The following is a 13,955-nucleotide window of genomic DNA, read 5'->3' on the forward strand; positions in this document are numbered from 1 at the left end:
ATGTATAAAATATTAAAAATTGCGCTAAAGCATACATTATTAATTTACTTGTTTGTTGTATTATTTGATGCTATTTCCTATTCAGTTATTTTTACTATTACTGGGATAGCAAGGCGGGATATTTTTAACGAATTGCAGGGCTTGGAAACCATTATCAATCTTAATATAGTAGCATTAGTTATTTTGTCTACCTTAGCACCTCTCGTTGTTAACGTTACGAAGCAAATAAATGGATATTTATTTTCCACAGCACAGCAAAATATAAGTAATAACTTAAAGGAATACATATATAAAATCATTTATAAGTTACCAATAAATAAAAAGTTTAATGATACTTCAGGAGAAGTTATTACCCGTTTTCGTGATGACAACGCAGATATAGTCAATTTTTTTACTGAAATATATAATCAAACTCCAAAATTAATGATGTCAGTTATTACTCTAATCATAATGTTTAAAATAAACACATTCTTAACCATTATCAGCGTAGTACCGTTGCTTATCGTAATATTTACAATACATCTTATTCAAGGAAGGCTTGTTAAAAATAAAAGGCTGGCACGTCAGTCTACGGATAAAGCAACACAGTTTTTGGGTGATATATTTAGTTCCTTGGATACAATAAAAGTATCGGATAAAACAGAGGAATATGTGAAGCATTACAAGGGATTATGTGAGTCCAGAGGAAGATATTCCATTAAGGATGCATTTTTACAAAATCTATTATCACTTTTTTCTTTGAATCTAATGTTTTTCGCTTTGGCTGTGATTCTTTTCTTTGCTTATAATGCGATTAAAGCTGGTACTTTTACGATTGGTGATTTTATTTTATTTGAGTATTATTTCTGGTTCTTAACAGATTTACCAGGAGTATTTAGCAGTGTATACAGCAAATATAAGCAATTGGCTGTTGCTAAGCAGAGGATACAGGAATTTGACCTATTAGCAGATACAGAAAATAATACTATGAAGCACAGTGACAGCGTTAATGGAATCTTTATTCAAAACAAATATGAGATAAAGAAAAATGAATTGTGCTTAATAAAGGGGGAAAATGGTAGTGGAAAAAGCCTGCTTTTAAAGAATATTTTTACGAATCAATCGAATGAAATTTGTTGGCTGACAAAGGATGGATATGCCAATAATATATCAATGAAACCGCCGCAAATATGCTATCTTTCTCAAACGACACGCTTATTTTCAGATACAATAAAAAATAATATCTGCATGGGATTAGAATACGATGAAAAGAAGTTTTTGGAAGTATTGAAAGTGGCAAGCTTAGAACATGAATTTCAACAAGGGAAGCTGGGGTTAAACACCCATGTGGGAAATAGTGGAGATCAACTGTCAGGCGGACAGATTAAAAGACTAGCATTAGCCAGACTGCTTTATAGGGAACCAGAGGTTATTTTATTGGATGATTTAACAAGTGGATTAGACGTAGTGACGGAACAAAGAATAATGGAAAATTTAAAGACGTTAAAAAACAAGATTATTATTATAGCGTCTAACAGCGTTCAATTAAATCAATATGCAGATAAAGTTATTTCAATTGATTAATGGGAGGAGTAAGCTTATATGTTAAATGAGATAAAGCCATTTTACAGCAAAAAGAATGTATGTATCGAAAATCTTTACACTTCAATGTGTAAAGCATTGAATAGAAATGATAAAGATATTTATGCATATTCGTGGAATTTTGGTTATATACAACACAATGAAAGTTTTGCCAGAAAAATTAAGTTTAGCCGGGATGGTCAAGCAATCAATACGGAACAAAGCTATGCATTTGAGAAATATTGCGGGATAAAACCGATTTGGCATATGAATTGTGATATGGAATATTTTATTGATATCGTTAAAAAAGAGTTGGAGGCAAATCGGCCTATCGGTTTAGGGATAGATATTTTTTCCTGTAATTGGCATGTGTTTGCAAATAAATATCATTTTGTGCATTATTGCTTGATAGTTGGGATAGATGACCAAGGTTTCATATGCATTGATGATACTTTGGCTAGTAATGATGGTGTTTTAGCTGTATCACCAAGGCCAGAGAATGTAAGAATTGATTTTAATACATTTAAAAAGTATAACTTTGGTTTTGTAACGTTTGAAATCACACCTGATATTCCGTATGTTTCCTGTGATGAGCTGATTTACTTATCTGTGCTTAAAACAATGACTGGATTTAATGGAATTAGTGATTTTGATAATATGAGAAGTCTTCTGTTGGATATCGAACAGCATTTCGATATTGATAAAGAAATAGGAGAAACGAATGATATAAGAGCAATAGAAGTGATTCGTTCGTTCGGATGCATTGCATGGAGTAGGAATAATTATAGTATGTTCTTAATGGATAAAAAAGACCACAGCGATTTTGACATTATATATATAGCAGGCAAAATGACCGAAGCAGCAGCTTTATGGGAAGCAATAAGTAATTATATTTTGAAATATGCCCTTGATGGAAAGGACGGTAAGTTTAACAAAAAGCTGGTATGTGATCAATTGAATAAAATTATTACACTAGAGGAAAATTTGGCAAAATATATAGTAAAGGAATATGAAACAAAGAAATATTTACAAAATATTTAGAAATGCGAGTTAAGAAGAGACATATTTTAATAATGATTTGGAGGATAGAAAATGGTAGTGAATACGAAGGAAATAGATAACGAAAATGTATATGCGGGGTTAGTGGAAACTTATTTAGTGAAGAACGCCTTTCAAGAGCCTAAGCTAGAAATTAAGATAATTGGTGAAGTTTTAGAAAATAAATTAAATGAAAACAGATATGAAGAAGTTATGAAATGGTTAAGTGAAAAAAGACCAATTCAATATTATGCGGGCTATACTTATACCTTCGATAAAAAAATTATTATAGATAGAAATGTAATGATACCGGGCCCAGAAATGGATATTTTTATCAATACAGCAAAGAAATATATGACGAATTGTCATAAGGTTATGGAATTATGTACAGGAAGTGGGGTTATTCCTGTTATGCTAGGAATGGAATATCCAGATGTAGATTTTTATGCATCTGATATATCAGATAAAGCATTAAAAGTTGCACAGGAAAATATTAATTTTTATCAATTAAAAAATGTTCATTTGTTAAAAGGAAGTATGTTTGAACCGTTTGAAGAACAAAATAAAACAGGATTTGATATGCTGATATCAAATCCGCCTTATGCTAAAACAGGAATTATAGGAGATTTAATCCCGCAATTGAAGGATAATGCTCCTAGAATATCTCTTGATGGTGGAGAGGACGGCTTAGATTTTTATAGAATCATACTTGCAAATGCGCATAAATTCTTAAACAAGAATGGATATATTATTTTTGAAAACGGAGAAGACCAATCAGAAAAGATACAAGAATTATTTATTCAAAACGGCTTTAAGGTAGTTGAAGTTGTTAAGGATTATATTAATATAGAAAGATTTATTGTAGGCAGGCTAGAAATCTAGCAAAAGAGGCTGTCGCAAAATAGAATTTAAAAGCCGCATATAGTGCATATGGATGAAGGGGTTTTTCCGACATATTGTATAAACACCTATTTTGCAACAGCGCCTTTCCAGGGGGATAGAACAATTACTTTCGGGAGTGTTTTTAATGAATAATAAATGGCCTATTACAGGATATGCAATGCATACAGCTGCGGGTACAGAGTGCAATTTTAATTATGAAAGAAATATTGGCTTTACAGAGTCAAAGAATTCTGATTGGACAAATTGCGTTAATCAAAGTAACATTCAGAATGTTTGTGAAATTATAAAAAAAACAATAGACCGTGCAATTCATAATGCAAGGCTTAATATAAGCTCAGATTATATTATAAGTTTAATCATTGCATCTAATTTTTTTGAAAATACTTTTTGGGAAAAAGATGAAATGAAGACAATGAAAGATGAAAATTATATTACCACATATTTAAAAGATATTTATCCTATTAATGGGGTAATTGTATGCAATTCTACTGCGTGTTCCTCTGGTGGAAATGCCATTGTTACAGCGTGTCAAATACTTGATGATAATAAAACGGATGTTGTTATTGTATTAGGCTATGATATCGAATCGGAAATTCCTAAAAATGGAATGAGGAGAGTAGGAGCGTTGTCAAAGCATAAAATTGCACCCTTTTCTTTGGGGCGAACAGGTACAGACTTAGCGGACGGAATTGGTGTAATGATTATTGAAAGCTCCGAAACGGTAAAGGCAAGATCTGCCACAGTACATGCTAGTATTGTGGGGTACGGTGTGAATAGTGATGCTTATAATATTACTTCTCCTGAACCATCTGGTACTGCATTATTAAAAGCAATGAAAGGTGCCATCAATATGGCTGGGATACCCATAAATGAAGTTGACTATATTAATGCACATGGATCCGGAACAAAGCTAAATGACATCATAGAAACAAAAGTGACTAAGGAGCTTTTTAAAGAGCATGCGTATGAGTTGTATATTAATTCCTCAAAATCAATGATTGGACATACATTAGGAGCAGCCGGTGTAATAGAAGTAATCATTACCATTATGCAAATGGATCAGGGGATTATTCATCCGACAGCTAATTTTTTAGGTAATGACGTAGAATGTGATTTAAATTATTGTTTTGAGGAGAAAATAGACTGTTACATAAAATATGCAATTTCGAGTTCAATCGGTTTTGGGGGTACCAATGTTTGTATTTTGTTAGAAGGGGGTAGGAGTTATGCAGAAAAGTGTTGTTATAACTGATACAGAAGCACTATCACCTTTTGGCAATACAATCAATGAAACTTTTAATAGCTGGATGCTTGAGAAGAATATTTTAAAAGAAAAGTTTAATGTTATATCAAATTTTGACTTTTACAGCTATTCTTACAAAGTGAAGACTCGGATTGATAGGTGCGGACAGTTATGTATTCGAACAACTGCCCAGCTTATCAAGGAAAAATCCTTGTGTGATAAGGATAGAATCGGCCTGATTACAGTATCAACTTATGGATGCTCTGAATCAAGGAATAATTATTTCAGCCAATTAAAAACCCTGGAGAATACACAATATGCCAGTCCTAAGGATTTTGTTCAGTCGATATGCAATATACCAAATTCCTTAGCAACTATTGAATGTGGTATCAGAGGACTTACCAACCATTATGTAGGAGCATCAGATGCTTCATTGACAGCACTTTGGCAGGCAGCTAAATGCGTGAAGGATAATATCGCAGATGAAATAATAATCAGTTCATTTGAAACAATCACAGAGGCACAAAAAGGGTTTCTAGTCGAGAATCAGCTTGAAGAGGTTAAGTTTAGTGAAGCAGCAGCAAGTGTTAAAGTGCAATTAGGAGAGAATATTGATAAGAAGCTGGTATTATTTGAAGTATTAGGAATTGGTTTCGGAGTTGGTCCTAAAACAGAGAAGGCAGTGGAAATTGCGATAAACAATGCTATGAAAGACAGCAAGATTAGTGAACAAGACGTTTCTTTTATCGTATCGAATTCTAATTCCATCAGTGAATTTAACAAAAACGAAAAAAGAGGAATTGAACATTTATTTAGTAATTCCGTACCCACTTTTATGATGAAAGCTTATATAGGCGAATGCTTTGCTCCTTTTTCATTTTTAGCTATGGCAATATTAAGTAAGATGGCTGGTTACTATTTACCTAATAATTTGTTTTTGGAAGCGGATGCTGGGAATGCAAGCTATTTGTATTATGATAACGTTTTAATAAAAAAGGGAAGCATCCTGTTATTAATAGGATATAATGAAATGGGTAGTGCAGCAGCAGTATGCTTAAAATATGGACAGTAAGGGAAGCTCTCTATTCGTAGATGTCAATGAATTAAAAATATAAAAATATTTCTTTATCTTGAGTTTCTGCAAACGGTTCTGGTGCAAAAACTCACAGACTATTTTAAGTAATCTTCTACACTTGGATATACTGATATGTATGAATGACTCTAAAAAAGGTGTGTGATCAGTATGGAAAAGGAAAATTTGTTCAAATGGGAGCATTATCAGCCTGAACTCATCTTATTAACAGTAAGATGATACCTACGGTATAATTTGAACTTTCGTAACCTGGTAGAAATGATGTAGGAAAGAGATTTATCAATTGCTCACACAATAATTATGCATTGGGTTCATCAATATGGACCTCAAGTAGTAGAAAAAGTACGATGTCACCTTAAGTCCACAAATGATTCATAGAAGGTTGATGAAACCTACGTGAAAGTAAACGGGGAATTGGTGCAATTAAAGGTCATTTTAGACAGTAATTCATAACTAATCGAATAACGAGGGAGAGTAATATCTCCCTTATCCAATATAGTTGTAATTCCAGGAATAATCCTTATTTCCCTTTTTCGGGGGGATGTGCAAAAATACCCACTTATTCAATTATCACAAAAAACTAGGAGGAAATTAATTATGGGCACATTACAATTATTTAATTTATTACAATTTATTGGTGGTATTATTCTATCAGTGGGCTACATTCCACAAATCATTAAAATTTTAAAAACAAAATCAGTACAGGACTTTTCAAGAATTTATGTAGGTGGAATCTTCACAGGGGTACTATTCATGGAAGCTTACGCTGTTTACATGTGGTTCGTAATGCATACTGCTGGCGCGTTTATGATTACAAATACAATCTCTTTACTTCTATCAGGTTTAGAGTTCTTCTTAATTTTCCTGTACTACAATAAAAGTAATAACAACGGACTAGGGGTAAAGCCGCATGCCCATCAACTTAAGAGTGGAAACGCCATAAACTCTCATTTATATAAATGAAGAAACTCTTAAAATATGTAGTATCAATAAAAATGCACATACTAAATAAACCTAAATAGGTATCGTTTTTTTATTATCCAGCTTTCTTTTGTTTTCCAAACCCATTATACTCATAGACAACACCCATAATATCAAAGATTGTTTTTTCTCATATCGGTGAGATTTCCGTCCATTCTTCTGTAGGAGGGGAACAGACGGACTAGGAGCTTTGTTATGTCTTGGGTGTTTTTGTGTATCGCTTGATATAACAACGAGACATGTTCTTGAATCATTCCAATGGCTTTATATTCACTTAATTCCTTTTTGTTCTTTTGCAACAGAAGCTGTCACATCTTAAACATTGTAGAAGAACATATAAAAATGGCAATAAGTCTTCCGTATACATGACACTATAATCGTTCTTGTTTGATGTTTTGCCAGTGATGAATTTGAAATAAGGATTTCCATGTTTTAAAGATAATTTCTATTTGCCAACGAAGAGAGTAAAAATCGTGTATTTGTTCCATTGGAACAATTTCTTCAGGTGTATTTGAGACATATATGTTGATACCATTTAAAACTATGAATGGAATTGTAGCTGTTTTTTTACACAGGTTGGTTTTTTAAGTGAATATTTCGTTGAGTTTATCTTTGTTCGTTTGCTTTAAGTGAAATATTTTAATGTTGATAAAGTTTTATAAATTGGGATTATTAAACAAAAATGAGATATTGTGTGTTATGCTAAAGGGGCAACAAAGCACACCATCCCGATAATATTGTGTATATTTATCCTATGTATGTCGTTTGTATTAGAAATAAGAAGTCTCTTAAAAAGAGACTTCTTATTTTTGTATGGATGGGGTATTACAGATGATTGATTATTATCAATTTTTTTATTTACCATGTCAGGTATTTCCTTATTTTCTTAAATACAACACGTTGGAAAATCAACGAAAAGAAACAAATGGACATTCTTTGTTGTAGTATTTTTATTTTTGAATTATTTATTTCTTAAATTTGTATAGGTAAATGTAGGTGGGATGCGTTTTTTATAATAGAGATCATTCAAAACTATGATAAGGATTTAAATAAGTAATATGAGGAATAATTTCTAAGATGAAAATTGCGTTAGCTAGTGAGAAATAAGCATTTTATTAAATATTAGGGGTACGAGAAGGTAAGGAATCCAGGGAAACGTAAAAAAAGAATATAAAAAGGAGTCATTATTCGACTCCTTTTTATATGGGATAGCTTAATTATTGAAATATTACCTACTGAAATACTTTTTCAATTGTAGGCATAACAGCTATTGGTGGTAGAGATTTAGTCCATGCAGCTGCATATACATTTAATTTCTCACCTAATGTATAGTTTTCACCATCTGAAATAGGGACCCTTAAAATCTTATTTTGAGAAACCAGATCCCACCAATCATGTTGATAAGCAAGAGCTTCATCTTTTGTAGACGTAGCAGCAACTACTAAATAATTGTTCTCTACTGAAATGACATATCCGGTAAAAGGTTCTTGTTCTTGGTTCTGAATAGTATGAACAGGAATATTATTGGCGGAAATCTTGTTAGAATCTGCAAAGGCCGGTGTTAATCCGAATGTAAATCCACATCCTAATGTTAAAGCTGTTACCGTTGTTACGAATGTTTGTTTTTTGTTAAACATGGTATATCCCCCTTATATTTTATTCTTACACTATCTACTTTCAATTTACATACATATAAAGCCTTTTAATATTAAGATCATTAACAATTATGTCAAAATCAATTCCATAAATGTTAATATTAGCTATTAATGGAATTGATTTTGTGTTATAATTCACTAGGTGAACTATTATCGTTCATTTCGTCTCTTGATGAATGTATGCCCTTCCTTAATTGTAAATATGTTCGATTTTATTGGTGAAGAGGGGAGATATCCCTCTTCTTTTTCTAGGCATATTAACAGTAAGGAGAGTATTGAAATGCTAATTTCAAATCTTTATCAGGAGAAAAATTTGAAAAAGCTTATCATGTTATTATTTTTACATATATGTAATATAAAGTGAATTGATAATATTTAGACTAACTATTACTAATATTCAATTAAGATAGTTAGTACTGCATTGATAGTGTTAATTATCTTGATTGATGTGGAATGTGATAGGAATCATAAGTTTGCCGCAAACTTATGATTTCAGGATTTGAAGAATATTCTTCATATTGATTTTAAAGAAAATACAAATTTTTTACTAGATGTGAGAAAAAGGAATTGAAAATATCCTTTAAAACAAGATATATTCTGATCAAAAAATTAGAGGGCATCAATTCATTAAAGCAGTAAAAATTGTTTTAATGAATTGGTGTCCTTTTTGTTTTAAAAAGAGAATATATTTTCTCAACAGGACAAATGGTAATCAGCTATAAGTATTAATTATAAGAATAAAAGGAAAATATAAATTGATAATAAAGGAGAATGCGAAATGATAACATTAATATCTGAAAGAAATCTAGCTGAAATCCACGAAGACGATGTAGATGTATTAAAAGTAATGGCACATCCTGTTCGATTACAAATTGTAAATGAATTAATGCACCATAAAATGTGTAATGTTACACAGTTAACGGAAATATTAAGAATCCCCCAATCNAATGGCACATCCTGTTCGATTACAAATTGTAAATGAATTAATGCACCATAAAATGTGTAATGTTACACAGTTAACGGAAATATTAAGAATCCCCCAATCCACTGTTTCACAACATCTATCAAAATTAAGGGGAACCGTACTCCGTTCAGAAAGAAGAGAGTTAGAGATGCATTATTATATAGATAATGCTAAGGCACGTCAGATTGTTGAAATTTTAGGTTTGTAGGTTAATAATACATAAAGGGTTCCTGTTAGAAGACAGGAACCCTTTTTTTATATGTATAACTAATTGTGTGATAATATCATACTGTAGAAACTAGCTAACACTAATTAAATTTAACAGCTTGTTTTATCTTGCCACACACAATTTAACACGATATATAGGTATAAACTTACAAAGAAAGGTTTTAAATGAAAATTAGATATAACAATGGATAATGGTAAGTGTATTAAAGAAATTATAGAATTAATGAAATAAAAAATAATAAATAGTTGTTGTAAAGGCTTATTCTGATAATAAAAGGAATTAGATACATTAAATTCAACTATTCATAATATGTGATTCATGGAAATGGTCAGATTAAAAGGTCAGAAATATACTAATAAACTAACAAGATAGCTCTAACCTAAAGCTAGCAGAATTACCTTAAAGGCTTTTGATATGAAGGGAAAAGAAGTAGCAAGCTGCTCAAGTGATAGAAAAGTAGTAGAAGAAAACCCAATAGCATTTAACGAGCAAACTTTAGAGTTAGTAAACCATTTGTAGCTGAAGGGAATAATGCGGGGATTGAAGATTTGAATGCACAACTTGTTCTCAAAGCAATGGAAATAGCTTTAGAACAGAATGCACCTAAGGTGAAGATAAACGTTTAGAACAAGTATTAGCTAAATATCGAAAAGAAGCTTAAGTCAAATGGAATTTTATTACCTAAAAGTGCTGTTCCATTGTTATACATAAGAACCCCTCTTGAATATCAAGGGGGAAGAGGTATAATCTCGTTTGAGTTCAAACCAGCGACCGCCACCTTGATAAGGTGGTGGTCTTTTTGATATATTAATTTTCTTTCTGTATTATAAATTCCCAAAACTTCTTTAATTCCTCTCGCTTTTGGGGAGAGGCACTTTTAATTGATATAAACCATTTCTCTAATTCTGTATTATGTACTTCGGTACTATCTTTTGCAATGAATCCTATTTCTTCTAATAAGGATTTAGTACTTATATTCATGGCGTTTGCTATTTTTTCAATTACTAATAGTGTTGGTTCTACAGGTTTTCCTGTTCTGGAATCTACGCCTTTTTCAAGTTTGTCTATATAAGTATGACTAACATCGCATTTTTGAGCAAAATCGCGCAAGGATAGTTTATTTGTTAAACGATAATTTTTAATAATTTCACTAAGAGTTTTCTTCATATGTAATCCTCCTATTACAATTGTAAACAATAATTTACAAAAAGAAACTAAAATAGAGAAAAAACATGTAAAACATTGTTGACGATTTAGTAAACCATGGTTTACAATTATTTTGTAATTATATGAATACATAAGCGGAGAGGAGTAGAGCAGTGAATAAGATAGCTGAATTACGGAAAGAAAAACTAATATCACAAGAAAAATTAGCGGAACAAGTTGGTTTATCGCGCACTTATATTTCTGAGATAGAGAATAATAAAAAACAACCCAATGTTAAGTTAGCTATAAAAATAGCAAAGGTTTTGGGAACAAGCGTTGAATCTATTTTTGGAACCACTTGTAAACTATAGTTTACAAGTGGGGTGAGTGAGAATTCAATTACCTTACATAGCAGCTACATCATAATCTAAACAATTTAATTAACGGTAAAAAATACGGAGGAGGAAGTGGTTAAATATGAACATGAAAACATTTGAAATGCGTGAAAAACGTTTAGCAGAACTACTAGGTGCAAAAGTACTATGGGAATTTATTAGTGCCGTCACAGAGGAAATTGAAAAGCAGGAATTAGAGTCTACACCAGGTTTGTTAGAAGATCTATTCATACATGTGAAAGAAACCATTCAAATTCAAAATATGAATCAACGCATAACAAAAGCCCCTGTAAAAACAGAGGCTGGTAGTATAGATAAAGAGACATTATATATGGAAGCATATGTAGAATTAATTAATCATAAGTTTGTTATTTCTGAATTAGCTGTAGAGCTTTCATCTGTTCTAAAAGAATTAAATTGTTTTGTTCAATCATCTTTGCCACAGCTTCAAAGTAAGCTTGATTCTCAAGAACCTCGAGCTGCTTCTCTTTAGGGAGTGATTGAAGTATTTCTTTTATTTCTTTACACTCGTAAATGTTATTCTCCGAGTCTTCAATTAATTTATTGCGACGATTGGTGTATTCAAGTGCACCTAAAGTCGCTAATGCGCGAGGATCTAATCCTAGAATTTCCATGTATTCCTCTCCTTTCCTCTACAATAATTCGATAGGGGGAAGGAGATTCCTTTAATAATTTAGTAGAGTTTTTATAGTTATATAACATATTTTTTATTAGTGAGAATTTTATTTAGCAGAAATACAATAGAGTTAGATTTAAAAGAGCTTCTTAAAAGGATGAGAAGAAAAGGGCACCCAGTAAGTCTCGCTCCTTTCCTTTAAATACTATACATATGGAAACAATCCAATTAAATGGATGGAAATTTACAAGTAAAGAGATAATGTATAAAATATTGAAAAATAAATTAGATTTACCGAATTATTATGGAGAGAATGCTGATGTGTTGTGGGATTGCTTAACAGCATGGAGGACTTCGTTCAAAAAGAGATGGAATTACAGAACAAGACAAAGCAAAAGTAACTTATCTTACAAAATTCGAAGGTATGGAACATATTAAGATAGTATTAGATAAGTATACTATTATGGAGAGAATGCTGATGTGTTGTGGGATTGCTTAACAGCATGAAGGACTTCGTTCAAAAAGAGATGGAATTACAGAACAAGACAAAGCAAAAGTAACTTATCTTACAAAATTCGAAGGTATGGAACATATTAAGATAGTATTAGATAAGTATACTATTCGTTACAATCGCAAAAAAATCAAAGTACAGTTAAAAAGGAATGAGTCCAGTGCAATACCGGACTCACATTCAAACAGCCGCTTAATTTTTTGTTTAATTCTTCAGGTTCAATTCATTACAGGCAATCGAAAGTTGGCTTGCTAAGCTTAGTGATTGTTATTCTTTAACTCATCTCATATTACGTTAGTTTAAGTATTGAGAGTAAAAGAATAGGAATAGAAAAATTAATGTTTTGCTAAATAATCTATTAAAGAAACTTAAAGGAATAACGAAAGACCAACTTGGCACAGCTTTTGTATCTGAACCTATTTTGAAAATGATATGAATACTATGTGCATGAAAACCGCTTATTATTAAAATAAGCATAAATCCTAAAATAATGAACCAAGTCATTTTTCAACACCTCCTTTCGGTATCTAATATTAAGATATTAAAACTGTTGAGAAAGTGTGCTGTTGTCCATGAAAAATATTGAGAATTTGTTGAGGAAATGTTGAGAATGTTGCAATGCGATTGATTGTAGGGGAGTTAGAGTTAATAATGCTTGTCATATTATATGTGTGAAAAAAGGAAATAGGAAAGAGAACAGTTACGTAGACTGTTCTCTTAAGGAGCGGAAGCGCTGAACATTTTCAATGACAATGATTCAACCATTCCATTAATAATATGTGCAAATATTTATAATTCATACAATAAAGGTGGCTATTAAAAATATCCGCCTTGCCTTAGGGAGGATTCAAGAAAATCAAAGATTCATTATGGATATAGATTGGCTGTTACCAATCTATTCTTATTATTGGAAATAATTACATGAATTATTCGCAAGTTAAAATCTCAATTCATTGTAGGATGAGTGACATGTAAAGTAAAAAGAGCACTTTTTAAAAGTGCTCTTTTTAAGGTGTGTATTAGGACTTGAAAGAGGCATCTTTCTATAAATTTACTCCTATTGCCGTTTCTGTTCCGTTACTTCACAAACCCCATATACACCTAGATTGTAAATGGACTTAAGAATCTTTGTACTAAAATTACCTATTTACACAATGGCTGAGTGAATATATATGAAATTGGCTGGTTTCTATTATAAATATATACTTTATTATATAGATAAATACAAGTAAACTAGGGAGTAACTAGAAATATGAAAGAGATAGAAATTATAAAATCAATAGAAAAAATAACCATTACATGGCAAAGTGCAACAATAAGTATTCCATTAGAAGATATAATTGAGATTAATAATACGTGTAAGAATACTAACAAAGCAGTGGAAATCGGTAATAAGTTCAAGCATTCAGAAACTATCTTTATTAGAACAAAAAAATTGGATTATATATTATTTACAACTAATAAATTAACGCTTCTAAATAAAATTAAGTTCTAACTTATGGTGCGATTTTTTCTAAGTATTTTATAATAGTGCCTGCTAAGGTTTCTGAAAATATTACATATTTATAGGAAACCTTGGCGAAGAACTAATGAATGATCA

Annotated in this window: 12 protein-coding genes and 5 pseudogenes; 13 read left to right on the plus strand and 4 right to left on the minus strand. The window is 31.4% G+C overall.

Annotated features, from left to right (window positions below; all coding sequences use genetic code 11):
• The 7 genes and pseudogenes from ASE54_RS16090 (at position 1) to ASE54_RS16115 (ending at position 6,800) form a co-directional block, all read left to right on the plus strand.
• Entirely contained in the window at positions 1–1,563 is a 1,563-nt protein-coding gene (locus ASE54_RS16090; RefSeq protein WP_000276743.1) for an ABC transporter ATP-binding protein, read from the plus strand.
• An 18-nt stretch (positions 1,564–1,581) separates the two neighbouring features.
• On the plus strand, positions 1,582–2,601 hold the full coding sequence (locus ASE54_RS16095) for a hypothetical protein (RefSeq protein WP_000931230.1): 1,020 nt from the start codon (positions 1,582–1,584) through the stop codon (positions 2,599–2,601).
• Positions 2,602–2,652: 51 nt separating this feature from the next.
• Entirely contained in the window at positions 2,653–3,480 is an 828-nt protein-coding gene (locus tag ASE54_RS16100) for a HemK/PrmC family methyltransferase (protein WP_000261319.1), read from the plus strand.
• 145 nt (positions 3,481–3,625) lie between these two features.
• Positions 3,626–4,753 (plus strand): beta-ketoacyl synthase N-terminal-like domain-containing protein, encoded by a 1,128-nt coding sequence (locus ASE54_RS16105; protein ID WP_001060957.1) that lies wholly within the window; start codon positions 3,626–3,628, stop codon positions 4,751–4,753.
• On the plus strand, positions 4,728–5,816 hold the full coding sequence (locus ASE54_RS16110) for a hypothetical protein (RefSeq protein ID WP_001172810.1): 1,089 nt from the start codon (positions 4,728–4,730) through the stop codon (positions 5,814–5,816). The genes ASE54_RS16105 and ASE54_RS16110 overlap by 26 nt, the downstream gene beginning before the upstream one ends.
• A 171-nt stretch (positions 5,817–5,987) precedes the next feature.
• Positions 5,988–6,281: pseudogene (locus ASE54_RS34455) on the plus strand (IS6 family transposase); the annotation flags it as partial.
• Between the two features lie 153 nt (positions 6,282–6,434).
• Positions 6,435–6,800 (plus strand): PQ-loop domain-containing transporter, encoded by a 366-nt coding sequence (locus tag ASE54_RS16115; RefSeq protein ID WP_000537015.1) that lies wholly within the window; start codon positions 6,435–6,437, stop codon positions 6,798–6,800.
• Between the two features lie 73 nt (positions 6,801–6,873).
• On the opposite strand, the pseudogene ASE54_RS34460 reads toward ASE54_RS16115, so the two are convergent.
• Both ASE54_RS34460 and ASE54_RS16120 read right to left on the minus strand, forming a co-directional pair.
• Positions 6,874–7,357: pseudogene (locus ASE54_RS34460) on the minus strand (transposase); the annotation flags it as partial.
• Between the two features lie 693 nt (positions 7,358–8,050).
• Entirely contained in the window at positions 8,051–8,455 is a 405-nt protein-coding gene (locus tag ASE54_RS16120; RefSeq protein WP_003254435.1) for a DUF3221 domain-containing protein, read from the minus strand.
• A gap of 964 nt (positions 8,456–9,419) precedes the next feature.
• Here ASE54_RS16120 and ASE54_RS35795 point away from each other — a divergent pair.
• Positions 9,420–9,645 (plus strand): annotated as a pseudogene (locus tag ASE54_RS35795) (metalloregulator ArsR/SmtB family transcription factor); the annotation flags it as partial.
• A 432-nt stretch (positions 9,646–10,077) separates the two neighbouring features.
• Positions 10,078–10,277 (plus strand): annotated as a pseudogene (locus ASE54_RS34470) (replication protein); the annotation flags it as partial.
• 196 nt (positions 10,278–10,473) lie between these two features.
• Here the strand turns inward: ASE54_RS34470 and ASE54_RS16135 are convergent.
• Complete coding sequence (locus tag ASE54_RS16135) at positions 10,474–10,833, minus strand: helix-turn-helix transcriptional regulator (protein ID WP_000753230.1); 360 nt, start codon at positions 10,831–10,833, stop codon at positions 10,474–10,476.
• Between the two features lie 152 nt (positions 10,834–10,985).
• On the opposite strand from ASE54_RS16135, the gene ASE54_RS16140 reads away from it, so the two are divergent.
• From ASE54_RS16140 to ASE54_RS37035, 3 genes and pseudogenes are all read left to right on the plus strand, one after another.
• Positions 10,986–11,183, plus strand: coding sequence for a helix-turn-helix transcriptional regulator (locus tag ASE54_RS16140; RefSeq protein WP_001033051.1), 198 nt, complete (start codon positions 10,986–10,988; stop codon positions 11,181–11,183).
• A gap of 106 nt (positions 11,184–11,289) precedes the next feature.
• Entirely contained in the window at positions 11,290–11,700 is a 411-nt protein-coding gene (locus tag ASE54_RS16145; protein ID WP_001056466.1) for a hypothetical protein, read from the plus strand.
• Between the two features lie 357 nt (positions 11,701–12,057).
• Positions 12,058–12,192 (plus strand): annotated as a pseudogene (locus ASE54_RS37035) (barstar family protein); the annotation flags it as partial.
• A gap of 457 nt (positions 12,193–12,649) precedes the next feature.
• Here ASE54_RS37035 and ASE54_RS16150 read toward each other — a convergent pair.
• Positions 12,650–12,859 (minus strand): hypothetical protein, encoded by a 210-nt coding sequence (locus ASE54_RS16150; protein WP_057272994.1) that lies wholly within the window; start codon positions 12,857–12,859, stop codon positions 12,650–12,652.
• 748 nt (positions 12,860–13,607) lie between these two features.
• Between ASE54_RS16150 and ASE54_RS16155 the strand changes: the two genes are divergently transcribed.
• Positions 13,608–13,850, plus strand: a complete 243-nt coding sequence (locus ASE54_RS16155; protein ID WP_000658337.1) for a hypothetical protein — start codon at positions 13,608–13,610, stop codon at positions 13,848–13,850.
• Positions 13,851–13,955 lie beyond the last annotated feature (105 nt).

The organism is Bacillus sp. Root131, from assembly GCF_001429475.1.
Lineage (GTDB): Bacteria > Bacillota > Bacilli > Bacillales > Bacillaceae_G > Bacillus_A > Bacillus_A thuringiensis_S.